Genomic DNA, 24,431 nt, shown 5'->3' on the forward strand with positions numbered 1-24,431 from the left:
CCGTTTTAACCGGGAACGCGCCCGCCGCAAGGGATACGGCTTCACGCGCTGTTGCGGCAGATTTCAGGGGAGGGGCCATGCGCACCGTTGTCTTCGATCTGGATGGAACGCTGGCCGACACCTCGGGCGACCTGCTGGCCGCCGCCAATGCCTGTTTCCGCGATCTGGGGCATGGCGACATGCTGGGCCCCGATGACGCGCTGACCGCCTTTCACGGCGGGCGGGCGATGCTTCGGCTGGGCTTCTCGCGGCTGGGGGCCTGGACCGAGGCGCAGGTCGATGCGCAATACCCTCGCCTGCTCGAGGCCTATGCCGCCGACATCGACCGGCACACAAGGGTCTATCCCGGCGCGGTGGCGGCGGTCGAAGCCCTGCGCGCGGCCGGGTTCGCAACCGCGATCTGCACCAACAAGCCCGAGGGGCTGGCCGAAACCCTGACCCGCCGTCTGGGTATCCGCGACCTGTTCGGCGCGCTGATCGGGGCCGACACGCTGCCGGTGCGCAAGCCCGACCCCGCGCCCTATGTGGCTGCGGTGGCGGGCGCGGGCGGGGCTGTCCCGCGGTCGATGCTGATCGGCGACACCGACACCGACCGCAAGACCGCCGCCGCCGCGGGCGTGCCGGTGGCGCTGGTCACCTTCGGGCCTGAGGGGCAGGGCGTGGCGCGGCTGAACCCCGAGGCGCTGCTGGATCATTTCGACGATCTGCCCGCGCTTGCCCATCGGCTGATCCCGCTTTGACCGGGGGCGGGGCCGCGGCATAGGATGCCGCGTTCCGCGCGAAAGGATTCGCCCCATGTCCGCCTCCCGACCCGTCAGCCGTCATGCGGTGGTCTTCGTGCTGGTCACGGTCTTTCTGGACATGGTGGGCTTTGGCATCATCATCCCGGTGCTGCCCGAACTGATCGGGCAGGTGGGCCATGTCGATCTGGCGCAGGCGGCGGCGATCGGGGGCGCGATGTATGCAGCCTTCTCGCTGGCGCAGTTCGCCTTCGGCCCCTTCGTCGGCAACCTTTCGGACCGGTTCGGGCGTCGCCCTCTTCTACTGATCGCGATTGGGGGGCTGGGGCTTGATTTCCTGTTCCACGCGCTGGCGCCGTCGATCTTCTGGCTGTTCGTGGGCCGGGTCATCGCGGGCGTCTGCGGGTCGTCCTGGATCATCGCGAACGCCGCCATCGCCGACGTGACCCCACCCGAGGGACGCGCGCGCGCCTTCGGGCTGATGGGGGCGGCCTTTGGTGTGGGCTTTGTGCTGGGGCCGGCCATCGGCGGGCTTCTGGGCGAATTCGGGCCGCGCGTGCCCTTTTATGTGGCGGCGGCCATCTCGGGGCTGAACCTGATCTATGGCTGGTTCGTCCTGCCCGAGACGCTGCCCGTCGAAAAGCGCCGACCGTTCCGGCTGGCACGGGCCAATCCCTTTGGCACTTTCCGGGTGTTCCGCAGCTATGGTCAGGTGCTGCCGCTGGTGGGCGTGCTGGCGCTGTTCTTCTTTGCCTCGTCGATCTATCCGGCAATCTGGGCCTTCTGGGGCATGGCAAAGTTCGGCTGGTCGCCCGCGATGGTGGGCCTGTCGCTGGCGGCCTTCGGGATCGTCACCGCGCTCTTCCAGGGCGGGCTGACCGGGCCTGCGGTGCGCGCCTTCGGCGAGGGGCGCACGGCAATGATCGGCCTTGTCTCGGCGGTGATCGCGGCGACGGGCTATGGCCTTGCGGGCGGGCTGACGGCAGTGGTGATCCTGTTCTTCATCCACGGACCCGAGGGCTTTGTCCATCCGATGCTGACCGCGATGATGTCGCGCATCGTGCCCGATGACGCGCAGGGCGAGTTGCAGGGCGGGCTGTCCTCGGTCACCAATCTCGCGATGCTGGCGGGGACGATCTTTTATACCCAGGTCTTCGGCCTTTTCATGTCGGACGGCGCGCCGTTCCGGTCGCCCGATGTTGCGTTTTTCGTCGCAAGCGCCATGCTGGCCGCCGTTCTGGCGCTGTTCGTGATGACATGGCGCCATCCGAAGGCAGAGGCGGCATGACCGAAGGCAAAGGCAGCGCAGACACGGATCGGGGCGGGGCCGAGGTGTTCCGGGGGTCCTTCACCCAGCAGGAGCCGATCCCCGAGGCGGGGATCGAGGCGGCGCTCAGGGTGATGCGGTCGGGCCGCCTGCACCGCTACAACACGGTCGAGGGCGAAACTGCCGAGGCCGCCCTTCTGGAACAGGAATTCGCGGCCCAGACCGGGGCGAAATATTGCCTGGCCGTGGCCTCGGGCGGCTATGCGCTGGCCTGCGCGCTGCGGGCGGTGGGTGTCGCACCGGGCGACAGGGTGCTGACAAATGCCTTCACGCTGGCCCCGGTGCCCGGCGCGATCGCAAGCCTTGGCGCGGAACCGGTTTTCGTCGGTGTGACCGAGGGCCTTGTGATCGACATGGACGATCTGGCCGAAAGGGCCGCGGCGAGTGGCGCGCGGGTGCTGATGCTGTCGCACATGCGCGGGCATGTCTGCGACATGGAGGCGCTGATGCAGCTCTGTGCGGACCGTGGCATCACCGTGATCGAGGATTGCGCCCATACGATGGGGGCCGCGTGGAACGGCCGGCCCACCGGACGCTGGGGGGCGATGGGGTGCTTTTCCACGCAGACCTACAAGCACGCCAATTCCGGCGAGGGCGGGCTGATCATTTCGGACGACGCGCAGGCGATGGCGCGGGCGGTGATGCTGTCGGGCAGCTACATGCTTTACGGTCGCCACCTTGCCGCGCCCCCGCCCGAGGCCTTCGAGACGATCCGCTACGAAACCCCCAACATCTCGGGCCGGATGGACAACCTGCGCGCCGCGATCCTGCGCCCGCAACTTGGCGACCTTTCCCGCCAGTGCGCGCGCTGGAACGAACGCTACCGGGTGGTGGAAGAGGGCCTGCGCGCCACGCCCGGCCTGACGCTGGTCAAGCGCCCCGAGGCCGAAGGCTTTGTCGCCTCGTCCTTCCAGTTCCTGCTTCTGGACTGGGGCGCCGAGGCGATCCGCGCGGTTCTGGCGCGCTGCGCGGCGCGGGGGGTGGAACTGAAATGGTTCGGCGCGCCCGAACCCGTGGCCTTCACCAGCCGCTATGACAGCTGGCGCTATGCGCGGTCCGCGCCGATGCCCGCGACCGACCGCATCCTGCACGCGATCATCGACATGCGCCTGCCGCTGACCTTCAGCCTTGAGGATTGCGCGCAGATCGCCCGCATCATCCGCGCCGAGGTCTCGGCAGTCTTTCAGGGCGACCTTGCCGCCCCCGAGGCGCTGCGGATGGGGGATTGAGGCGAAGGGGCGTTGCGCCCCCTGACCTGCGGCCACTGCCCACCCCCGACGACGATACCCGGAAACGAACGAGGGCAGGCCGCGATCACGGCGCGGCGTTGCCCAGGGGGACCACCGACAGCGACATCTTGCCCGATCCCTGGGTGATCTCGCTGGCGTGGGCGAGGTAGATCAGCGCGTTGTTCCCTGCGTCATAGATCCGCGTCACCTTCAGCGATTTCAGGATCAGCGAGCGACCTTCGCTGAACACCTCCTCGCCGTCCTCGCCGCGGTCGATGTTGCCGATCACGATGGGGCCGGTCTGCGTGCAGTCCACCGCCGACCAGGACGGATCCTCGAACCAGTTGCCCTGTTGCAGACGGTCGATCAAGGAGCGTTCGAAATAGGCCAGGTGGCAGGTCACGCCCTGAACCTTCGGGTCGGCGATCGCCTCGATGATGATGTCGTTGCCGACCCAGTCGACGCCCACCTCGCCCACCTGTTCGGCAAGGGCGGGAAGTGTTGCGGCAGTAAGGGCGGCGGCAAGCAGGGCTGTGGCAAGAAGGGGCGGGGCGGTTCGGGTCATCGGGGTCTCCATCCTGTCAGGGGATCAGCCTGCGGCCATTGCCGGGCTTGCGCAAGCGGGAAGGAAAAGCTTGCGCGACTCGCCCTGTCGGGGTTATTTGAACAAGCGTTCATTTCATTGCGGAGGGAAAGGCCATGTTCACCGCGTCGATGCGTTTCGATCTGGGCGAGGATGTCGCCGCGCTACAGGACATGGTGCATCGTTGGGCGCAGGAGCGTGTGAAGCCGCTTGCCGCGAAGGTGGACCGCGACAACGTCTTTCCCGCCGACCTCTGGCGCGAGATGGGCGAATTGGGCCTTCTGGGCATCACCGTGCCCGAGGAATACGGCGGCGCGGGCATGTCCTATCTGGCCCATGTGATCGCGACCGAGGAAATCGCGCGGGCCTCAGCCTCGGTCAGCCTGTCCTATGGCGCCCATTCCAACCTCTGCGTGAACCAGATCAAGCTGAACGGCACGGAAGACCAGAAGCGCCGCTATCTGCCGCGGCTTCTGTCAGGCGAACATGTGGGCGCGCTGGCCATGTCGGAACCCGGCGCCGGGTCGGATGTGGTGTCGATGAAGCTGCGCGCCGAACGGCGAAACGACCATTACGTCCTGAACGGCAACAAGTACTGGATCACCAACGGCCCCGACGCCGATACTCTGGTCGTCTATGCCAAGACCGATCCCGAGGCGGGGTCGCGCGGGATCACCGCCTTCATCGTCGAACGCGGCTTCAAGGGCTTTTCCACCAGCCTGCATTTCGACAAGCTGGGGATGCGCGGATCGAATACGGCCGAGCTGATCTTCGAGAATTGCGAAGTTCCGTTCGAGAATGTCCTCGGCGAAGAAGGGCGCGGCGTGCGCGTCCTGATGTCGGGGCTGGATTACGAACGTGTCGTCCTGTCGGGGATCGGGACGGGGATCATGGCCGCCTGCATGGACGAGGTCATGCCCTATGTCAGGGAACGCCAGCAGTTCGGCCAGCCGATCGGGAATTTCCAGCTGATGCAGGGCAAGATCGCCGACATGTATGTCGCGCTGAACACCGCGCGCGCCTATGTGTATGAGGTGGCGCGCGCCTGTGACCGGGGGCAGGTGACGCGGGCCGATGCGGCGGGATGCGTGCTTTACGCCAGCGAACAGGCGATGGTGCAGGCGCATCAGGCGGTGCAGGCGCTTGGGGGTGCGGGGTTCCTGAACGACTCGACCGTCAGCCGCCTGTTCCGCGACGCCAAGCTGATGGAGATCGGCGCAGGGACGTCCGAGATCCGCCGGATGCTGATCGGGCGCGAACTGATGGGCGCGGTGTGATCCGCGCGACCGCCCTTGCGCTTGCCCTTCCCGCGGCGGCGCTGGCCGGACCGGCCGAGGATGTGGCGGGTTGCCTTGCCGCGTCGGACGCGGCCTTCGCGGCCGGTGCAGGGGGCGCGTTCGACATCCGCTGGGACGGGCTGCGCGGCATCGTCGCGGACGAATCCGCCTGCCTGAACCGCGCGATCGCGGCCTGCGCCCATGCCGATGGCGAGGCGGGGTGTTTCCCGGCGCTGCGGGGCGCTCTTTCGGCGCAGCACGCGCAGGCCATGTCGGGCCTGCCGCTGACCGACGAGGTGGAGGGCCGGTTGGCCGAACCCTACGCGCGCTGGCGTGACGAGCGGGACCGTTCGGCGGGTCGGCCCGATGGCGGCGCGGGGCACTGTCCGCTGCACGAACCGATCCGGGCCGAAGGCTGTCCCGTGATGGCCGAGGCAGCGCTGCTTTTGCGGGCGCGGGACTGGGCGCGCGTGTTCGACCTGATGGAGACACTCGAATGACTGCGAAACGTTCTGGGGCTGCGATGCTGATCGCCCTCTGTCTGGCGGGGGCCGCGACGATGGCCGCCGCGCAGGATGCCGAACCCGTCTTTTCGCCCGCGCTGACAGAAGACTGCCTGGCCGAATCCCTTGCGGCGGGCTTCGACCCGGCCGAGTGCATCGGCCGTGCGGCGGAGGCCTGCATGAACGGGTCCGACATCGGCGGCTCCACCGTGGGGATGAACCTCTGCATCGGGGCCGAACTGGGGTGGTGGGATACCCGGCTGAACGCCGCCTACCGGGTGCTGATGGCCCAGAACGAGGCGACGGATGCCGAAATGGCCGAACTGGGCACCAGCGCGCCGAAGATGGCCCCCGCGCTTCGCGACATGCAGCGCGCCTGGATCGCCTTCCGCGACGCCGCCTGCGCCTACGAGGTGACGTGGTGGGGCGGCGGCACCGGGGGCGGACCGGCCTGGAACGGCTGCATGATGGACCTGACCGCGCGCCAGACGCTGCGGCTTGAAGCGGGGATGGAACGCTGATGCAACTCAAATCGTCCTTCCTGGCCGGATCCGAGGCCGCCCGCGCCAATCGCACGGCGCATCTGGCGATGCTTGACACCGTGGCAGAGGCTGCGGCGCAGGCCGCCGCAGGGGGGGGCGAGGCCGCCCGCACGCGCCATGTCGCGCGCGGCAAGATGGCCCCGCGCGACCGGGTGGCGAACCTTCTCGATCCCGGCGCGCCCTTCCTGGAAATCGGCGCGACGGCGGCGCATGGCATGTATGACGGTGCCGCGCCTTGCGCGGGCGTGATCGCCGGCGTGGGCCGGGTGATGGGGCAAGAGGTGATGGTCGTCTGCAACGACGCGACCGTGAAAGGCGGCACCTATTACCCGATGACGGTCAAGAAACACCTGCGCGCGCAGGAAATCGCCGCCGAATGTGCGCTGCCTTGCGTCTATCTGGTCGACAGCGGCGGCGCGAACCTGCCCAACCAGGACGAGGTATTCCCCGACCGCGACCATTTCGGGCGCATCTTCTACAACCAGGCGCGGATGAGCGCGGCAGGCATCCCCCAGATCGCGGTGGTGATGGGGTCCTGCACCGCCGGTGGTGCCTATGTGCCCGCGATGTCGGATGTCACCATCATCGTGAAGGAACAGGGCACGATCTTTCTGGCCGGCCCCCCCCTTGTGCGCGCTGCGACCGGCGAGGTCGTTTCCGCCGAAGACCTGGGCGGCGGCGACGTGCACACGCGGCTTTCCGGCGTGGCCGACTATCTGGCCGAGGATGACGCCCATGCGCTGGCCCTTGCCCGCCGTGCGGTGGGCAACCTCAATCGCGCCCGTCCCGCAACCGTCCAGTGGCAGACGCCCGAAGACCCTGCGTATGACCCAGACGAGATCCTGTCGGTCGTGCCCGCCGACCTGCGCACGCCCTATGACATCCGCGAGGTGATCGCGCGGGTGGTCGACGGCTCGCGCTTCGACGAATTCAAGGCCCGTTTCGGCGAAACGCTGGTGACGGGTTTCGCCCATGTCATGGGCTGCCCGGTGGGGATCGTGGCCAACAATGGCGTCCTGTTCTCCGAAGCCGCGGTGAAGGGCGCCCATTTCGTGGAACTCTGTTCGCAACGCGGCATCCCGCTGGTGTTCCTGCAGAACATCACCGGCTTCATGGTGGGGCGGAAATACGAAAACGAAGGGATCGCCCGCCACGGCGCCAAGATGGTGACGGCGGTGGCCACCACCAATGTGCCCAAGATCACCATGCTGGTGGGTGGCTCCTTCGGGGCGGGCAACTACGGGATGGCGGGCCGCGCCTATTCGCCGCGTTTCCTGTGGACCTGGCCCAATTCCCGCATCTCGGTCATGGGCGGCGAACAGGCCGCCGGGGTGCTGGCGACCGTCAAGCGCGACGGGATCGAACGGGCGGGCGGCACCTGGTCGGCCGAGGACGAGGCCGAATTCAAGCGCCCCACGATCGAGATGTTCGACCGCCAGTCGCATCCGCTCTATGCCTCGGCCCGGCTCTGGGACGACGGCATCGTCGACCCGCGCAAGACCCGCGCGGTTCTGGCGCTGTCGCTCTCGGCCAGCCTGAACGCGCCGATCGAGCCCACGCGCTTTGGCGTGTTCCGGATGTGAGGGATGCGCCGCATGGGGCCCGAGCTTTTCGTCTATGTCGTCCTGACGCTGATCGGCCTCTGGAAGCTGGCCGAATGGGTGGCGCCCTGGCACGGCCTGACCGAGGCCGGCTGCCGGGTGGGTTACGTCTATGACGGCGACACGGTGGAACTGATCTGCGCCGATGGGCGCGAAACCGCGCGGGTGCAGGGTCTTGACGCGCCCGAGACGAAGTCCCCCGGCTGCCCCGAGGAGCTGGCGCTTGGCCGGCGGGCCACGGAACGGCTGCGCGAATTGGTGGCGCAAGGCCCGGTCGAGATCTCGGACCTCGGGCATGAAAAATACGGCCGCCGCCTGATCCACCTGCGTGTCGCGGGCGAGGATGTGGCGGGCGTCATGGCTTCCGAGGGGCTGGCCGTTCTCTATCAGGGCGACACCCGCCCCGACTGGTGCGCCGAATTGGGGGCCAGCCGATGACCCGCCCTGTCATTTTCTGTCCGGAAATATCCCGGGGGTGCGGGGGCTGGCCCCCGCCCTTTGGCCCGTGCGGGGGCTGGCCCCCGCATCCGCAACATCCAACCCGCACCGGAGGTCGCCCATGTTCGCCAGGATCCTGATCGCCAACCGGGGCGAGATCGCCTGTCGCGTCATCGACACCGCCCGCCGCATGGGCGTGTCCACGGTCGCCGTCCATTCCGAAGCCGACGCGGGCGCGCGTCATGTGGCGATGGCGGATGCGGCGGTGGCGATCGGCGGCCCGGCGCCAAAGGACAGCTACCTGCGCGGCGATGCGATCATCGCGGCGGCCCTTTCCACCGGGGCCGAGGCGATCCACCCCGGCTATGGTTTCCTGTCGGAAAACCCCGATTTCGTCGAGGCGGTCGAGGCCGCGGGGCTGGTCTTCATCGGCCCCTCGGCGGCTGCGATCCGGGCGATGGGGCTGAAGGATGCGGCCAAGCGCCTGATGGCCGAGGCGGGCGTGCCCGTGGTGCCCGGCTATCACGGCGACAACCAGGACCCCGAACACCTGGCGGGCGCCGCCGATGCCATCGGCTATCCCGTCCTCATCAAGGCCGTGGCGGGCGGCGGCGGCAAGGGGATGCGGCGCGTGGACCGGCCCGCAGACTTTCCGGCCGCGCTCGACAGCGCGCGGGGCGAGGCCGCGACCGCCTTCGGCAACGATGCCGTCCTGATCGAGAAATACGTCGAAAAGCCCCGCCATATCGAGGTGCAGGTCTTTGGCGACGGCACGCGCGCGGTGCATCTGTTCGAACGCGACTGCTCGCTCCAGCGCCGCCACCAGAAGGTCATCGAAGAGGCCCCCGCGCCGGGCATGACGCCCGAGATGCGGGCGGCGATGGGGCAGGCCGCCGTCCGCGCCGCCGAGGCGATCGGCTACAAGGGTGCCGGCACGGTCGAATTCATCGTCGATGCCTCGGACGGGCTGCGCCCTGACCGGTTCTGGTTCATGGAGATGAACACCCGCCTTCAGGTCGAACATCCGGTGACCGAGGCGATAACCGGCGTCGATCTGGTGGAATGGCAACTGCGCGTGGCCTCAGGCGAGGCGCTGCCCCTGGCGCAGGACGCGCTGCGGATCACCGGCCACGCCTTCGAGGCCCGGCTTTATGCCGAGGACGTGCCCGCAGGCTTCCTGCCGGCCACGGGGACGCTGGCGCATCTGGCCTTTCCGCCGGGCGTGCGCGCCGATACCGGCGTGCGGACGGGCGACACGATCAGCCCCTGGTACGACCCGATGATCGCCAAGGTCATCGTCCATGGCCCGACGCGGGCGGTGGCGCTGGCGCGGCTGTCGCGGGCTCTGGAACAGACGCAGGTGGCCGGGTCGGTCACGAACCTCGCTTTCCTCGGCGCTCTGGCGCGGCATCCGGGCTTTGCGGCGGGCGATGTGGATACCGGACTGATCGCGCGCGATCTGGACAGGCTCGCCGCACCTGCTACCGTCCCGTCCTGGGCCGATGCGCTGGCGCTGCTGGCGGTGTCGGGGTCTACCGGAGGGGCTGCTGGGGGGGCTCTCGCGGGCTTTGCCCTCTGGTCCCACCTTGAACGCGCCGCCGTCCTGCGGCGGGGCGAGGAGGTCGTCACAGGCCGGATCACCTGCCTCGGGCGCGATGCGGCGCGGGTGAAGCTGGACGAGACGTCGCTTGACGCCACTCTTCGGGCCGACGGATGGCGGATCGAGGGGCAGGGCGCCTGCCCGGTTCTGGTCGCGGGGGGGCAGGTCCATGTCTTCGCGCCTTCGGGCACGATCAGCTATGCACTTGTCGATCCCCTGGCGCGCGAAGCGGCGGCCGGAGCGGGGGCGGGCATCACGCTGTCGCCCATGCCGGGGCTGGTCAAGGCGGTGTTCGTGGCCCCCGGTCAGGCGGTGGCGGCAGGGGATCGCCTGGCGGTGCTCGAGGCGATGAAGATGGAACATACCCTGACCGCCGCACGCGACGGCGTGGTGGCCGAGGTGCTGGCCGCCCCCGGCACGCAGGTCGAGGCGGGCGCCGCCCTGATCCGGCTGGCCGACGAGGAGGCCGCCGCATGACGGCGCGGGGCGAAAGGGCCGCTGACGGGGCCGATAACGGGGCCGATAACGGGGCAGTCGCGGGACAGGTCCCGTGGAATCGCGATGCCGTCGGCCGACCCCGGTTTGGACCCGAAAAGAAAGGCGGCAAGGGATGATACGGCTTTATCACGTCGCCCAGGCCCGCAGTTTCCGCGTGCTGTGGTTTCTCAACGAGGCGGGCCTGCCCCATGAGGTGCGGCAGATGTCGTTTTTCGACAAATCCCTCCGCGCGCCCGAGTTCCTTGCGCTTTCGCCCGCGGGCCGCATCCCGGCGGTCGAGATCGACGGGCAGGTGATGTTCGAAAGCGGCGCGATCCTCGAATACCTGGCCGAAACCCGCGCGCCCGTCCTTGGCCGTGCGCCGGGCCATGCCGACCGGGCGGCCTGGCTGGAATGGCTTCATTTCGGTGAAACCATCGGCCAGCATCTGGCGAACCTCACGCAGCAGCACATCGTCCTGCGCGAGGACTGGATGCGCAGCCCCACCGTGATGCGGCTCGAGGTGAAGCGGTTGGAGAAATGCCTGATCGCGGTGGCCGAGGCGCGGCGGGGCGACTACATTCTGGGCGATTTCAGCGCCGCGGACATCGCGCTTGGCTACGGGTTCCTGATCGGACAGCGCTTCGTCCGCCCCGATCATCCGGCGGTGGCGGCCTACTGGCAGGCGCTGTCGGCGCGGCCCGCCTTCCAGGCGGCGCTTGCGGCGGACGGACCGGCGCAGATCTACACCCAGGACTTCTACGAGGCCCCCGCTGATGGCTGACATGGTCGAGATCTTCGAGATGGGCCCGCGCGACGGGTTGCAGAACGAAAGGCGGCTGATCCCCACCGCCCAAAAGATCGCGCTGGTCGATCTGTTGTCGAAGGCGGGGTTCCGCCGGATCGAGGTCACAAGCTTCGTCAGCCCGAAATGGGTGCCGCAGATGGCCGATGCGGCCGAGGTTCTGGCGGGCATCGCCCGCGCGCCGGGTGTGCGCTATGCGGCGCTGACGCCAAACCTGAAGGGATACGAGGGCGCCCGCGCCGCGCGCGCCGACGAGGTGGCGATCTTTGCCAGCGCGTCCGAAGGGTTCAGCCGCGCGAACCTCAACTGTTCCATCGCCGAAAGCCTGGACCGCTTCGCCCCGGTGGCCGAGGCCGCGCGCGCCGACGGTATTCCGATGCGCGGCTATGTCAGCGTCGTGACCGACTGCCCGTTCGACGGACCGACGCCACCCGCGGCGGTGGCGCGGGTTGCGTCAGCGCTCGTCGATCTGGGCTGCTACGAGATCAGCCTGGGCGACACGATCGGGCAGGGCACGCCCGACACGATCCGCGCCATGCTCGAGGCGGTGCTGGCCGAACTGCCCGCTGCGCGTCTTGCCGGGCACTATCACGACACGACGGGCCGCGCGCTGGACAATGTCGAGGCAAGCCTCGATCTGGGGATCAGGGTCTTTGACGCCGCCGTGGGTGGGCTTGGCGGATGCCCCTATGCCCCCGGTGCCGCGGGCAATGTGGCGACCGAAGCGGTGGCCGCCCGGCTGGCGGACCTTGGCTTTGACACGGGGCTGGACCGGGCAATACTGGCCGAGGCGGCCGCCATGGCGCGGGCGATGCGGGGGTAGGGCCAAGACTTTTGAAAAAGTCTTGGCAAATTCCTTCAAAGGAATTTGCGGCGAAAGGGACGGGGATGTTCGAAACCATCATGATCGAGACCGACGGGCGCGGCGTGGCGCGGCTGACGCTGAACCGCCCGGACAGGCACAATGTCCTGTCCGCCGCGATGATCGCCGAACTGACGCGGGCCGCCGCCGATCTGGGCGCGGACCCGGCGGTGCGCGTGGTCGTCCTGACGGGGGCGGGCGAAAGTTTCTGCGCGGGGGGCGATCTGGGTTGGATGAAGGATCAGATGGCCGCCGACGCCCCGACCCGCGGGGCCGAGGCGCGCAAGCTTGCGATGATGCTGAAGGCGCTGAACGAACTGCCGAAGCCGCTGATCGGCCGGGTCAACGGGCAGGCCTTCGGCGGGGGCATCGGGATGATGTCGGTCTGTGATGTGGCGGTCGGCGTGACCGGCCCGCGCTTTGGCCTGACCGAAACCCGGCTTGGCCTGATCCCGGCCACGATCGGCCCCTATGTCGTCGCCCGGATGGGCGAGGCGCGGGCGCGGCGCGTCTTCATGTCGGCCCGGCTGTTCGGCGCAGAAGAGGCGGTGGACCTCGGGCTTCTGGCGCGTGCCGTTGCCCCGGACGCGCTGGATGACGCGATCGAGGCCGAGGTCAGGCCCTATCTGTCCTGCGCGCCCGGCGCGGTGGCCGAGGCCAAGGCGCTGGTCCGGGCGCTGGCGCCCACGCCAGACGAGGCTGCCATCGACACGACCATCGCGGCCCTCGTCGCACGCTGGGAAAGCGCCGAGGCGGTCGAGGGGATCGGGGCCTTCTTCGACAAGCGCAAGCCGTTCTGGTCGGCCTGACGCGCGAAGTCTGGCGCGACTCATCGCACGGCGCGGCAGGGGGCATTCCCCGGGGGTGCGGCGTTTTTGCACGGGGCGATGCCGCGACCGCAAGATTTTCTGCACACCATTGCATACAAACCTTGTTTTCAAGGCCCCCGGCGCGTCGAATTGACGCCGCCTTTGGTTGACCCGGAAGGGGTGGAGGAGTAAACGATGCGCAAGCAAACATGAAGCGCGCCGCCCCCGCACTCGGGAGAGCCGCCAGCAGAAGGAGCCAGTCGTGGACGGTCTTCTCCGTGAATACCTGCCGATTCTCATCTTTCTGGCCCTGGCCGTCGGTCTGGGTCTGGTGCTGATCCTCGCCGCCGCGATCATCGCGGTGCGCAATCCCGATCCGGAAAAGGTTTCGGCCTACGAATGCGGGTTCAACGCCTTTGACGACGCGCGGATGAAATTCGACGTTCGGTTCTACCTCGTGTCGATCCTGTTCATCATCTTCGACCTCGAGGTTGCGTTCCTGTTCCCCTGGGCGGTGGCCTTCGGCGAACTGTCGATGGTCGGGTTCTGGTCGATGATGGTTTTCCTTGCCATCCTGACCATCGGCTTTGCCTATGAGTGGAAGAAGGGGGCCTTGGAATGGGCGTGATGACCGGGGCGAACACCGCCGGCGGCGACCGCGAGGTCGCGACCCAGGCGCTGAATCGCGAACTGCAGGACAAGGGCTTTCTGCTGACCACGACCGAGGACATCATCAACTGGGCGCGCAACGGCTCGCTTCACTGGATGACGTTCGGCCTTGCCTGCTGCGCGGTCGAGATGATGCACACCTCGATGCCCCGCTACGACCTCGAACGTTTCGGCACCGCGCCGCGCGCCTCGCCGCGCCAGTCCGACCTGATGATCGTCGCGGGCACGCTGACCAACAAGATGGCCCCGGCGCTGCGCAAGGTCTATGACCAGATGCCCGAACCCCGCTACGTGATCTCGATGGGATCCTGCGCGAATGGCGGCGGCTACTACCACTACAGCTATTCGGTGGTGCGCGGCTGCGACCGGGTCGTTCCGGTTGACATCTACGTTCCGGGCTGCCCGCCCACGGCCGAGGCGCTTCTGTACGGCATCCTGCAGTTGCAGCGGAAGATCCGCCGCACCGGCACCCTGACCCGCTGAGGAGAGCGCCATGTCCGACGCGCTGAAAGAACTGGCCGCGCATATCGAACTGAAGCGGCCGAACGATGTGGTCGCTACCCATCTGGCCTTCGGCGAACTGACGGTCGAGGTTCTGCCCGCGCAGATCGCGGCCTTCATCGAGTTTCTCAAGACCGATCAGAACTGCCGTTTCTCGTCTCTGGTCGACATCACGGCGGTGGATCACCCCGAACGCCCGGCGCGGTTCGACGTGGTCTATCATTTCCTGTCGATGTACCAGAACCAGCGGATCCGCGTGAAGGCGGCGCTGCGCGAGGATCAGATGATGCCCTCGATCGTGTCGGTGCATCCCTCGGCCAACTGGTTCGAGCGCGAGGTGTTCGACATGTTCGGCATCCTGTTCTCGGGCCATCCGGACCTGCGCCGCATCCTGACCGACTACGGCTTCCGCGGCCATCCGCTGCGCAAGGATTTTCCGACGACCGGCTATACCGAGGTGCGCTATGACGAGGCGCTCAAGCGGGTGGTCTACGAACCGGTCAGGCTGGTGCAGGAATACCGCCAGTTCGATTTCATGAGCCCGTGGGAAGGCGCCGAATACATCCTTCCCGGCGACGAGAAGAAAGCCTGACGGACCGGTATCGTGACGACAGAGGCAACCATCCTGATGTGCGTGGGCGCGACGAAGGCAGGCACGACCTGGCTTTATCGCCACCTGTCCGCGCATCCCAATTGCCATCTGCGCACGATCAAGGAACTGCATTACTTCGATACGGTCGAGACGGACGGTTACGACCGTCAGATCGCGTTGAAGGTGGCCGAGTTCGACGCGGCCGAGGAGAAGGGGCCGGGCGATCGGCCCTGGATGCACAAGCGCAAGCTGCGCGATCTGGCCGACTGGGCCGCGGTTCTGGAACGCCGGGCCGAGGATACGGATGCCTATCTTCGCTATCTGATGCAGGATCGCGGTGAAAAGCGCGTGGTGGGCGATGTGACGCCCGCCTATGCGCTGCTTCCCGTCGAGCGGCTGCGCCGGATCGCCCGGCTTTCGGGCGACGTGCGGTTCGTCTACTTGATCCGCGATCCGCTGGCCCGGCTGTGGAGCCATGTGCGCATGCTTGCGGCACGGGCCGGGCGCGGCTTGGGTGACCTGGCGGCCAAGGCGCATGGGCTGATGGACCGGGCGCTGTCGGGCGACCTTCCCGCCGCGACCGAGCGGGGCGATTATGCCGGTGCGCTGGCGCGTCTTGACGCGGCAGTCGCGCCTTCGCGGCTTCTGGTGATGTTCTACGAGGATCTCATGTCGCGTCCCGGCGTGGACCGGCTGCATGGCTTCCTCGGCATCGGCGCGACCGAGCCGAATTTCGACCGCCGCGTCCACGAGGGCGTGGCGCTGGAACTGGAGGCGGGCCATCGGGCCCGCGCGCTGGCGTATCTGCGCCCGCAATACGACTTCGTCGCCCGTCGTTTCCCGGCCCTGCCGGAAAACTGGCGGCGCAACATGGGTGAGGTTCACGGATGATGGACGGCAACTTCGACGACGCGCTGACGGGCGAACAGAAGATCCGCAATTTCAACATCAACTTCGGGCCCCAGCACCCGGCAGCGCATGGCGTGCTGCGTCTGGTGCTGGAGCTTGACGGCGAGATCGTCGAACGCTGCGACCCGCATATCGGCCTGTTGCATCGCGGCACCGAAAAGCTGATGGAAAGCCGCACCTACCTGCAGAACCTGCCATATTTCGACCGGCTGGACTATGTGGCGCCGATGAACCAGGAACATGCCTGGTGTCTGGCCATCGAACGGCTGACCGGCACGGTCGTGCCGCGCCGTGCCAGCCTGATCCGGGTGCTCTATTCCGAAATCGGCCGCATCCTGAACCACCTGCTGAACGTGACCACGCAGGCGATGGACGTGGGCGCGCTGACGCCGCCGCTCTGGGGTTTCGAGGAACGCGAAAAGCTGATGGTGTTCTACGAACGGGCCTGCGGCGCGCGTCTGCACGCGGCCTATTTCCGGCCCGGCGGCGTGCATCAGGACCTGCCGCCCGAGCTGATCGACGATATCGACGCCTGGGCCGATGCCTTCCCTGCGGTGCTGGACGACATCGAAGGGCTGCTGACCGAAAACCGCATCTTCAAGCAGCGCAATGCCGATATCGGCATCGTCAGCGAAGAAGAGATCCTGCAGTGGGGCTATTCCGGTGTCATGGTGCGCGGGTCGGGCCTTGCCTGGGACCTGCGCCGCGCGCAGCCCTACGAATGCTATGACGAATTCGACTTCAAGGTGCCCGTCGGCAAGAACGGCGATTGCTATGACCGCTACCTCTGCCGGATGGCCGAAATGCGCGAGTCGACCTCGATCGTGAAGCAGGCCGTTGCCAAGCTGCGCGCGCCGGACGGCCGGGGCGACATTCTGGCGCGGGGCAAGATCACGCCGCCGAAGCGCGGCGACATGAAGACCTCGATGGAAGCGCTGATCCATCACTTCAAGCTTTACACCGAGGGCTTCCACGTTCCCGCGGGTGAGGTCTATGCCGCGGTCGAGGCGCCGAAGGGCGAATTCGGCGTCTATCTGGTGGCCGACGGCACCAACCGGCCCTACCGCGCCAAGATCCGCGCGCCGGGCTATCTGCACCTGCAATCCATGGACCACATCGCCAAGGGCCACCAACTGGCCGACGTCTCGGCCATCATCGGCACGATGGACGTCGTGTTCGGGGAGATCGACCGCTAATGCTTCGCCGTCTGCACAAGGAACAGCCTGCCTCCTTCGCCTTTACCCCGGCGAACCTGGAATGGGCGAGGGGCCAGATCACCAAATATCCCGAGGGCCGTCAGGCCAGCGCGATCATCCCGCTTCTGTGGCGCGCGCAGGAACAGGAAGGCTGGCTAACCCGTCCGGCGATCGAACATGTCGCCGACATGCTGGGGATGCCCTACATCCGGGCTCTGGAAGTGGCGACGTTCTACTTCATGTTCCAGCTGCAACCCGTTGGAACCGTTGCCCATATCCAGATCTGCGGCACCACGTCCTGCATGATCTGCGGGGCCGAGGACCTGATCGCCGTCTGCAAGGAACTGATCGCACCGGCGCCGCATACCCTTTCGGCGGATGGCAAGTTTTCCTGGGAAGAGGTCGAATGTCTGGGCGCCTGCACCAACGCGCCGATGGCCCAGATCGGCAAGGATTACTACGAGGATCTGACCGCGGATAAACTGCGCGAGATGATCGGGCGCTTCTCGAAAGGCGAGGTGCCGGTGCCGGGGCCGCAGAACGGGCGCTATGCCTCGGAACCGGTGACCGGGCTGACCAGTCTGAAAGAATTCGAATCCGGCCGCACCCAGTACAATGCCAGCGCACAGCGCGCGGTGGACATCGGCGATACCGTGAAGCGGATCGACGGGACCGAGGTGCCGCTGACGACGCCCTGGCTGGCCGGGTCGGGCAAGCCGGCGAAGGCCGGCAAGGCCGCCGCCGCACCCAAGGCCGAAGCGCGCCCCGAGACGGTGAAGGCCAATGCCAAGGCCGCCAAGGCCGAGGCGCAGCCCGCGACATTTGCCGCGCTGCCGCCGGACGGGACGGCCGAGAAGGCAGGCAAGGATGCGACGCCCAAGCCCGCCAAGGCTCCCGCCGCGAAGGCGGCAAAGGCTCCCGCCGCGAAGGCGGCAAAGGCTCCCGCCGCGAAGGCGGCAAAGGCGGACGCCGCGCCTGCCGTCGGCAAGAAGCCGAAGGGGCTGAAGGCGCCGCGCAAGGGCAAGGCCGATGACCTGAAGCTGATCGAGGGGATCGGCCCGGCCATGGAACGGCTTTGCCACGAACTGGGCTTTTTCCATTTCGACCAGATCGCCGCCTGGGGTCCGGACGAGGTGGCCTGGGTTGACGAGAACCTGAAGGGCTTCCGCGGCCGCGTTACCCGCGACAAATGGGTCGCGCAGGCGAAGATCATCGTCGAGGAGGGTATCGAAGCCTTCCTCGAACGGGCCAAGACTAACGATTACTGAGGTCTGAGCCATGTCGATCGCCCCCACCCCCGAGGACAAGAACATCGCGCGGCAGACGCGTCTGGTGGCCTATGTGCTTGCGGGGACCATGCTTTCATGGATGGGGCTGCAATGGCTGGGCGGCAGGATGGGCTGGGAAACCCGCTTCGTTTTCCTGTTCGACCTGGCAGCCATCGCCGCGTTCATCTGGGCGCTGGTCGTCACTTTTCGGATCTGGCGGCAGGGCAAGTCCCGCCGTCCGGGCAATTGAGGGCAGAACATGCTGAAGGATCAGGACCGGATCTTTACCAACCTCTACGGGATGCATGACCGCTCCCTCAAGGGCGCGATGAAGCGTGGCCACTGGAACGGCACCGCCGAGATCATCAAGCGCGGTCGCGACACGATCATCGAACAGGTGAAGGCGTCGGGTCTGCGCGGCCGGGGCGGCGCGGGTTTCCCGACCGGCCTGAAATGGTCGTTCATGCCCAAGCAGTCCGACGGGCGGCCCGCCTATCTGGTGATCAACGCCGACGAATCCGAACCGGGCACCTGCAAGGACCGCGAGATCATGCGGCATGATCCGCATACCCTGATCGAGGGCGCGTTGATCGCGTCCTTCGCGATGGGGGCGAATGCCTGCTACATCTATATCCGTGGCGAATACATCCGCGAACGCGAGGCGCTTCAGGCCGCCATCGACGAATGTTATGACGCGGGGCTTCTGGGCAAGAACGCCGCGAAATCGGGCTGGGATTTCGACTGCTACCTGCATCACGGCGCGGGCGCCTATATCTGCGGCGAGGAAACTGCGCTGCTGGAAAGCCTGGAAGGCAAGAAGGGCATGCCCCGGATGAAGCCGCCGTTCCCGGCGGGGTCGGGGCTATATGGCTGCCCGACCACGGTGAACAACGTGGAATCCATCGCCGTCGTCCCCACCATCCTGCGGCGCGGGGCCGACTGGTTCGCCTCGTTCGGGCGGCCGAACAACGCGGGCACCAAGCTGTTCGGCATCTCGGGCCATGTGAACGCGCCCTGCGTGGTGGAAGAGGCGATGTCGATCCCGCTGAAGGAACTGCTGGAACGGCATTGCGGCGGCGTCCGCGGCGGCTGGAAGAACCTTAAGGCGGTGATCCCCGGCGGGTCGTCGGTGCCGCTTCTGACGCAGACGCAATGCGACGACGCGATCATGGATTTCGACTGGCTGCGCGAACAGCGTTCGGGCCTCGGCACCGCGGCGGTGATCGTGATGGACCAGTCCACCGACATCATCAAGGCGATCTGGCGTCTGTCGAAGTTCTACAAGCATGAAAGCTGTGGCCAATGCACGCCCTGCCGCGAAGGAACCGGCTGGATGATGCGGGTGATGGACCGTCTGGTTCGTGGCGAGGCCGAGATCGAGGAAATCGACATGCTTCTGTCGGTGACCAAGCAGGTCGAGGGCCATACGATCTGCGCGCTTGGCGATGCGGCGGCCTGGCCGATCCAGGGCCTGATCCGCGCCTTCCGCGACGAGATCGAGGATCGCATCAAGGCCCGCAAGACGGGCCGCACCGGCGCGATGGCGGCCGAGTGAACTTAGGGGTGAAGGGGTGAAGGCATTGGGCATCATCGGGGTCGGCGTGGCGGGGGTTCTTTCCGCCTGTGTCGCCGCGCCTGCCGCCAAGGCGCCGTCGGGCGCTGCGGTGGCACGGGCGGGCGCTGCCCCCGTGGTGCTGGATGGCGTGAGCTATGAAACCTCGGTGCAACCGGGTCCGCCCGGCACGATCCTGCTGCGCATGGGGGCGGTTCAGGCACAGGGCATGACCGTGTCGATCCGGCCTGCCGCGATGTATCAGGGCAAGGCCGCAAAGGACGTGGCCGCCGCGGCCTGCGCGCAGGCGGGCGGGCGGTTCAACCCGGCGGTGACGGGGCGTTTCGCGGGCGGCGAAACCTGGGAATTCCGGGGGGCCTGCGCATGACGGGCCGGGCTGTTATCGCATATCACGCGGGCGGACATGGCATAGCGGGCAGGGGCACCCCCACCTTTGGACCAGAGGTCCAAAGGAGAACAGCCATGACCAAGACCCTTCTCGCCGTTGCCTTTTTCGCCGGTCTTGCGGCCCCTGCGATGCCGGCGCGGGCGTTGGAACCGATCAACCGCAATCAGGCGATCGTGCAGCCCCTGCTTCAGGGCTTCATCGCCGATCGCATCGCGGATGAATGCCCCTCGATCGAGCCGCGCAAGATCAAGGCCAAGATGCAGGCGCTGGATCTGGCCAACCAGGCGCTGAAGATGGGCTACACCCGCAAGGAGATCGAGGCCTTCGTCAAGGACAAGGACGAAAAGGCCCGCGGCAAGGCCGAGGCGCTGGCCTACCTGATCGACAAGGGCGCGATCGTCGGCCAGCCCGAAACCTTCTGCCGCGTGGGCGAGGCGGAGATCGCCGCCGGATCGCTGGCCGGTCAGCTTCTGAGGAAGAGGTGACCATGGGCCGGGGGCAGGAAAATTTCACGCAAGGGGCGGATCGCGCCCCCTGCCGGACGTCGGAGTAAACGCATGAGCAACTTGCGGAAAATCATCATCGACGGCATCGAGGTCGAGGTTGACCCGGCGATGACGATCATTCAGGCGGCCGAGGTCGCGGGGGTCGAGATCCCGCGCTTCTGCTACCATGAACGGCTGTCGATCGCGGGCAACTGCCGGATGTGCCTGGTCGAGGTCGTGGGCGGCCCGCCCAAGCCCGCCGCAAGCTGCGCCATGCAGGTGCGCGACCTGCGCCCGGGGCCGAACGGGGAACCCGCCGTGGTCAAGACCAACAGCCCGATGGTCAAGAAGGCCCGCGAGGGCGTGATGGAATTCCTGCTGATCAACCACCCGCTGGATTGCCCGATCTGCGACCAGGGCGGCGAATGCGACCTGCAGGATCAGGCGATGGCCTATGGTGTGGATTTCAGCCGCTACCGCGAACCCAAGCGCGCCTCGGAAGACCTGAACCTTGGCCCGCTGGTCGAAACCAAGATGACGCGCTGCATTTCCTGCACCCGCTGCGTCCGCTTCACGACCGAGGTCGCGGGCATCACCCAGATGGGCCAGACGGGCCGGGGCGAGGACAGCGAGATCACGTCCTACCTGAACATGACGCTCGACTCGAACCTTCAGGGCAACATCATCGACCTTTGCCCGGTGGGCGCGCTGACCTCGAAGCCCTATGCCTTCACCGCGCGGCCGTGGGAGCTGACCAAGACCGAAACCATCGACGTGATGGATGCGCTTGGGTCCAACATCCGGGTGGACACGAAGGGGCGCGAAGTGATGCGCATCCTGCCGCGCAACCATGACGGCGTGAACGAGGAATGGATTTCCGACAAGACGCGCTTTGTCTGGGACGGCCTGCGCCGCCAGCGTCTGGATACGCCCTATATCCGCGAGAACGGCAAGCTGCGCCGCGCCACCTGGCCCGAGGCGCTGGCCGCCACCGCCGCCGCGATGAAGGGCCGGAAGGTTGCGGGCCTTGTGGGCGATCTGGCCCCGGTCGAGGCCGCCTACAGCCTGAAGACGCTGATCGAAGGCCTGGGTGGCAAGGTTGAATGCCGCACCGACGGCGCGCGCCTGCCCATCGGCAACCGTTCGGCCTATGTCGGCAATGCCGCGATCGAGGATATCGACGCGGCCCGGATGATCTGGCTGATCGGCACCAACCCGCGGCTTGAGGCGCCGGTGCTGAACGCCCGCATCCGCAAGGCCTGGACCAAGGGCGCGAAGGTCGCGCTGATCGGCCCGGCCGCGGATCTGACCTATGACCATGACCATCTGGGCACCGACCGTGACGCGCTGGTGAAACTGGCGGCAGCGGCCCCGGAAGGTCAGGGCGGCGTGGTGATCGTGGGGCAGGGCGCGCTGTCGGAGGCTGACGGCGAGGCGGTTCTGGCCCATGCGATGAAACTGGCGGAAGGAGCGGGCGCGCGGCTTCTGGTCCTGCATACCGCCGCGTCCCGCGTGGGCGCGATGGATGTGGGCGCGGTGACCGAAGGCGGCATGGCCGCCGCCATCGACGGGGCCGAGGTGATCTACAACCTTGGCGCCGACGAGGTCGACATCGCGCCGGGTGCCTTCGTGATCTATCAGGGCAGCCACGGCGACCGTGGCGCGCACCGGGCCGACATCATCCTGCCGGGCGCCGCCTATACCGAAGAAAACGGGCTGTTCGTGAACACCGAAGGCCGCCCGCAACTGGCGCTGCGCGCGGGCTTCCCGCCCGGCGAGGCGAAGGAAAACTGGGCGATCCTTCGGGCGCTGTCGGCCGAGATCGGCATGACCCTCGCCTGGGACAGCCTGGCGCAATTGCGCAATTCGCTGGTGACGGCCCACCCGCATCTGGGCCGGATCGACGAGGTCGCCGACAACGGCTGGACCCCGCTTGACCCGCGCGCGCCCGGCAAGGCCGATTTCCGTGTGGCCGTGCGCGACTTCTACCTGACCAACCCGATCGCGCGGGCCAGCGCCCTTATGGGCGAACTGTCGGCGATGGTCGCGGCGCGGGCCGCGAAACCCCTGGCGGCGGAGTGACCTGATGCGCCTTCTGCCCCTCATCGCGACGCTTGCGACCGCCCCGGCGGTCCTTGCGGCCTGCGCGCAGGGCGGGGCGGATGTGGCGCGCAAGGACGCGATGCCCTTCTACCGGGGGATCGAGACCGTGTTGCTGGATGGCGATCTGGTCAGCTTCCGGGTGGCGATGGCGGGCGCGCAGGGGCCCGAGGATGTCGAGGCCTACGCGCGCTGCGCGGCGGCCCAATATGCGCTGATCCGGGGTTTCGGGTTTGCGCGGCATGTGCGCACGACAGTGGCGCAGAACAATGGAACCTGGCGCGGGGATGCGGTCTATACCATTTCCGCCGCGCTGCCTGCAGGCTTCCGCACGATCGACGCCGAGGTAACGGTGCGCGATTGCGGCGAACGCGGCATACCGACGATCTGAGGGATAAGAGGCATAAATGGCTGAGTTTCTGCAAACGGGTCTGGGAACGGCGGTGCTGATCGCCGCGCAAAGCCTTCTGATCATCGGCTTCGTGATGATCAGCCTTCTGTTCCTCGTCTATGGCGACCGCAAGATCTGGGCCGCGGTGCAGATGCGCAAGGGGCCGAACGTGGTGGGCGCCTTCGGCCTGCTGCAATCGGTGGCCGACGCGCTGAAATATGTGGTCAAGGAAATCGTGATCCCGGCGGGCGCTGACCGGCCTGTGTTCTTCCTGGCGCCGATGCTGTCCTTCGTGCTGGCGATCCTGGCCTGGGCGGTGATCCCGTTCAATGACGGCTGGGTCCTGGCCAACATCAACGTCGCGATCCTCTTCGTCTTTGCCGTGTCCTCGCTGGAAGTCTACGGCGTGATCATGGGCGGTTGGGCGTCGAACTCCAAATACCCGTTCCTCGGCTCGTTGCGGTCGGCGGCGCAGATGATCTCGTACGAGGTGTCCCTGGGCCTGATCATCATCGGCATCATCATCTCGACCGGGTCGATGAACTTCTCGTCGATCGTGGCCGCGCAGGATACCGGATATGGGATGCTTGGCTGGTACTGGCTGCCGCATCTGCCGATGGTGGTGCTGTTCTTCGTATCGGCGCTGGCCGAAACGAACCGCCCGCCCTTCGACCTGCCGGAAGCGGAATCCGAACTGGTGGCGGGTTTCATGGTGGAATATTCCTCCACCCCCTACCTGCTGTTCATGGCCGGCGAATACATCGCCATCTTCCTGATGTGCGCGCTGATGAGCCTTCTGTTCTTCGGCGGCTGGCTGTCGCCCATCCCCGGCCTGCCCGATGGGGCGCTGTGGATGGTGGCGAAGATGGCTTTCTTCTTCTTCCTCTTCGCGATGGTGAAGGCCATCGTGCCCCGCTACCGCTATGACCAGCTGATGCGGATCGGCTGGAAGGTGTTCCTGCCGCTGTCGCTCGGCTGGGTCGTGGTGGTGGCTTTCCTGGCCAAGTTTGAAATCATGGGCGGCTTCTGGGCCCGCTGGACGATCGGAGGCTGAGCGCGAATGGCGAACATCGACTGGACCCGCGCCACCAAGTACTTCCTTCTGGTGGACTTCATCAAAGGCTTCGGCCTGGGCATGAAATACTTCTTCGCGCCCAAATCGACGCTAAACTATCCGCATGAAAAGGGGCCGCTTTCGCCCCGGTTCCGCGGTGAACACGCGCTGCGCCGCTATCCCAACGGCGAGGAACGCTGCATCGCCTGCAAGCTGTGCGAGGCGGTCTGCCCCGCGCAGGCGATCACGATCGACGCCGAACCGCGCGAAGACGGCAGCCGCCGCACCACGCGCTATGACATCGACATGACGAAATGCATCTACTGCGGCTTCTGCCAGGAAGCCTGCCCGGTGGATGCCATCGTCGAAGGCCCGAACTTCGAATTCTCGACCGAGACGCGGGAAGAGCTGTTCTACAACAAGGAAAAACTCCTTGCGAACGGCGAACGCTGGGAGGCCGAAATCGCCCGCAACCTCGAACTCGATGCACCCTACCGGTGATTGGGGAAACG

At 67.1% G+C, this 24,431-nt stretch carries 27 protein-coding genes; 26 read left to right on the forward strand and 1 reads right to left on the reverse strand.

Annotation, left to right across the window (positions count from 1 at the left end; translation table 11 throughout):
* The first annotated feature begins 77 nt into the window (after positions 1-77).
* From E7811_RS11670 to E7811_RS11680, 3 genes are read left to right on the forward strand one after another with little or no spacing between them, the layout of a single operon-like run.
* Entirely contained in the window at positions 78-740 is a 663-nt protein-coding gene (locus tag E7811_RS11670; RefSeq protein WP_136394839.1) for an HAD family hydrolase, read from the forward strand.
* 55 nt (positions 741-795) lie between these two features.
* On the forward strand, positions 796-2,028 hold the full coding sequence (locus E7811_RS11675; protein WP_136394840.1) for a TCR/Tet family MFS transporter: 1,233 nt from the start codon (positions 796-798) through the stop codon (positions 2,026-2,028).
* Positions 2,025-3,296: a DegT/DnrJ/EryC1/StrS family aminotransferase gene (locus E7811_RS11680; protein ID WP_136394841.1), complete on the forward strand. Its 1,272-nt coding sequence runs from the start codon at positions 2,025-2,027 to the stop codon at positions 3,294-3,296. Before E7811_RS11675 ends, E7811_RS11680 begins: the two co-directional genes overlap by 4 nt.
* An 85-nt stretch (positions 3,297-3,381) precedes the next feature.
* Here the strand turns inward: E7811_RS11680 and E7811_RS11685 are convergent, their stop codons facing one another.
* Positions 3,382-3,861, reverse strand: a complete 480-nt coding sequence (locus E7811_RS11685; protein ID WP_136394842.1) for a CreA family protein — start codon at positions 3,859-3,861, stop codon at positions 3,382-3,384.
* A gap of 134 nt (positions 3,862-3,995) precedes the next feature.
* Here E7811_RS11685 and E7811_RS11690 point away from each other — a divergent pair, with 134 nt between their 5' ends.
* From E7811_RS11690 to nuoI, 23 genes are all read left to right on the forward strand, one after another.
* Positions 3,996-5,156: an isovaleryl-CoA dehydrogenase gene (locus E7811_RS11690; protein WP_136394843.1), complete on the forward strand. Its 1,161-nt coding sequence runs from the start codon at positions 3,996-3,998 to the stop codon at positions 5,154-5,156.
* Positions 5,153-5,656 (forward strand): hypothetical protein, encoded by a 504-nt coding sequence (locus tag E7811_RS11695; RefSeq protein ID WP_136394844.1) that lies wholly within the window; start codon positions 5,153-5,155, stop codon positions 5,654-5,656. Before E7811_RS11690 ends, E7811_RS11695 begins: the two co-directional genes overlap by 4 nt.
* Positions 5,653-6,180 carry a lysozyme inhibitor LprI family protein gene (locus E7811_RS11700; RefSeq protein WP_136394845.1) on the forward strand — a complete coding sequence of 176 codons (528 nt, stop codon included), beginning with the start codon at positions 5,653-5,655 and terminating at the stop codon, positions 6,178-6,180. The genes E7811_RS11695 and E7811_RS11700 overlap by 4 nt, the downstream gene beginning before the upstream one ends.
* Positions 6,180-7,784 carry a carboxyl transferase domain-containing protein gene (locus E7811_RS11705; protein ID WP_136394846.1) on the forward strand — a complete coding sequence of 535 codons (1,605 nt, stop codon included), beginning with the start codon at positions 6,180-6,182 and terminating at the stop codon, positions 7,782-7,784. Before E7811_RS11700 ends, E7811_RS11705 begins: the two co-directional genes overlap by 1 nt.
* Positions 7,785-7,796: 12 nt before the next feature.
* On the forward strand, positions 7,797-8,240 hold the full coding sequence (locus tag E7811_RS11710) for a thermonuclease family protein (RefSeq protein ID WP_168733012.1): 444 nt from the start codon (positions 7,797-7,799) through the stop codon (positions 8,238-8,240).
* Between the two features lie 121 nt (positions 8,241-8,361).
* Positions 8,362-10,317 carry an acetyl/propionyl/methylcrotonyl-CoA carboxylase subunit alpha gene (locus tag E7811_RS11715; RefSeq protein ID WP_136394848.1) on the forward strand — a complete coding sequence of 652 codons (1,956 nt, stop codon included), beginning with the start codon at positions 8,362-8,364 and terminating at the stop codon, positions 10,315-10,317.
* Between the two features lie 133 nt (positions 10,318-10,450).
* Positions 10,451-11,101, forward strand: a complete 651-nt coding sequence (locus E7811_RS11720) for a glutathione S-transferase family protein (RefSeq protein ID WP_136394849.1) — start codon at positions 10,451-10,453, stop codon at positions 11,099-11,101.
* Entirely contained in the window at positions 11,094-11,945 is an 852-nt protein-coding gene (locus E7811_RS11725) for a hydroxymethylglutaryl-CoA lyase (RefSeq protein ID WP_136394850.1), read from the forward strand. The genes E7811_RS11720 and E7811_RS11725 overlap by 8 nt, the downstream gene beginning before the upstream one ends.
* A 65-nt stretch (positions 11,946-12,010) precedes the next feature.
* Entirely contained in the window at positions 12,011-12,793 is a 783-nt protein-coding gene (locus tag E7811_RS11730) for a crotonase/enoyl-CoA hydratase family protein (RefSeq protein WP_136394851.1), read from the forward strand.
* A gap of 262 nt (positions 12,794-13,055) precedes the next feature.
* Positions 13,056-13,421 carry an NADH-quinone oxidoreductase subunit A gene (locus E7811_RS11735; protein ID WP_136394852.1) on the forward strand — a complete coding sequence of 122 codons (366 nt, stop codon included), beginning with the start codon at positions 13,056-13,058 and terminating at the stop codon, positions 13,419-13,421.
* Complete coding sequence (locus E7811_RS11740; protein WP_136395199.1) at positions 13,421-13,945, forward strand: NuoB/complex I 20 kDa subunit family protein; 525 nt, start codon at positions 13,421-13,423, stop codon at positions 13,943-13,945. The genes E7811_RS11735 and E7811_RS11740 overlap by 1 nt, the downstream gene beginning before the upstream one ends.
* A gap of 10 nt (positions 13,946-13,955) precedes the next feature.
* A complete protein-coding gene (locus tag E7811_RS11745) occupies positions 13,956-14,555 on the forward strand; it encodes an NADH-quinone oxidoreductase subunit C (protein WP_136394853.1) in 600 nt (199 codons plus the stop codon).
* A gap of 12 nt (positions 14,556-14,567) precedes the next feature.
* Positions 14,568-15,446, forward strand: a complete 879-nt coding sequence (locus E7811_RS11750; protein WP_136394854.1) for a sulfotransferase family protein — start codon at positions 14,568-14,570, stop codon at positions 15,444-15,446.
* Positions 15,443-16,660, forward strand: a complete 1,218-nt coding sequence (locus E7811_RS11755; RefSeq protein WP_136394855.1) for an NADH-quinone oxidoreductase subunit D — start codon at positions 15,443-15,445, stop codon at positions 16,658-16,660. Before E7811_RS11750 ends, E7811_RS11755 begins: the two co-directional genes overlap by 4 nt.
* Positions 16,660-17,928 (forward strand): NADH-quinone oxidoreductase subunit E, encoded by a 1,269-nt coding sequence (locus E7811_RS11760; RefSeq protein ID WP_136394856.1) that lies wholly within the window; start codon positions 16,660-16,662, stop codon positions 17,926-17,928. The genes E7811_RS11755 and E7811_RS11760 overlap by 1 nt, the downstream gene beginning before the upstream one ends.
* A 10-nt stretch (positions 17,929-17,938) precedes the next feature.
* Entirely contained in the window at positions 17,939-18,178 is a 240-nt protein-coding gene (locus E7811_RS11765; RefSeq protein WP_136394857.1) for a DUF5337 domain-containing protein, read from the forward strand.
* Positions 18,179-18,187: 9 nt separating this feature from the next.
* The gene (gene nuoF, locus E7811_RS11770) at positions 18,188-19,483 is read left to right on the forward strand and encodes an NADH-quinone oxidoreductase subunit NuoF (RefSeq protein WP_136394858.1); all 1,296 of its coding nucleotides are present in this window, start codon (positions 18,188-18,190) and stop codon (positions 19,481-19,483) included.
* Positions 19,484-19,499: 16 nt separating this feature from the next.
* The gene (locus E7811_RS11775; RefSeq protein WP_136394859.1) at positions 19,500-19,868 is read left to right on the forward strand and encodes a hypothetical protein; all 369 of its coding nucleotides are present in this window, start codon (positions 19,500-19,502) and stop codon (positions 19,866-19,868) included.
* A 95-nt stretch (positions 19,869-19,963) separates the two neighbouring features.
* Positions 19,964-20,374, forward strand: coding sequence for a DUF5333 domain-containing protein (locus E7811_RS11780; RefSeq protein WP_136394860.1), 411 nt, complete (start codon positions 19,964-19,966; stop codon positions 20,372-20,374).
* Positions 20,375-20,446: 72 nt separating this feature from the next.
* Positions 20,447-22,456, forward strand: coding sequence for an NADH-quinone oxidoreductase subunit NuoG (gene nuoG / locus E7811_RS11785; protein ID WP_136394861.1), 2,010 nt, complete (start codon positions 20,447-20,449; stop codon positions 22,454-22,456).
* 4 nt (positions 22,457-22,460) lie between these two features.
* Positions 22,461-22,865, forward strand: a complete 405-nt coding sequence (locus E7811_RS11790; RefSeq protein ID WP_136394862.1) for a hypothetical protein — start codon at positions 22,461-22,463, stop codon at positions 22,863-22,865.
* Between the two features lie 16 nt (positions 22,866-22,881).
* On the forward strand, positions 22,882-23,919 hold the full coding sequence (gene nuoH / locus E7811_RS11795; protein WP_136394863.1) for an NADH-quinone oxidoreductase subunit NuoH: 1,038 nt from the start codon (positions 22,882-22,884) through the stop codon (positions 23,917-23,919).
* A gap of 6 nt (positions 23,920-23,925) precedes the next feature.
* Positions 23,926-24,420 carry an NADH-quinone oxidoreductase subunit NuoI gene (gene nuoI / locus E7811_RS11800; protein WP_136394864.1) on the forward strand — a complete coding sequence of 165 codons (495 nt, stop codon included), beginning with the start codon at positions 23,926-23,928 and terminating at the stop codon, positions 24,418-24,420.
* Positions 24,421-24,431: the final 11 nt, after the last annotated feature.

Origin of the sequence: Aliigemmobacter aestuarii (assembly GCF_004799285.1) — a bacterium.
In the GTDB taxonomy this organism is placed as follows: Bacteria; Pseudomonadota; Alphaproteobacteria; order Rhodobacterales; family Rhodobacteraceae; genus Aliigemmobacter; species Aliigemmobacter aestuarii.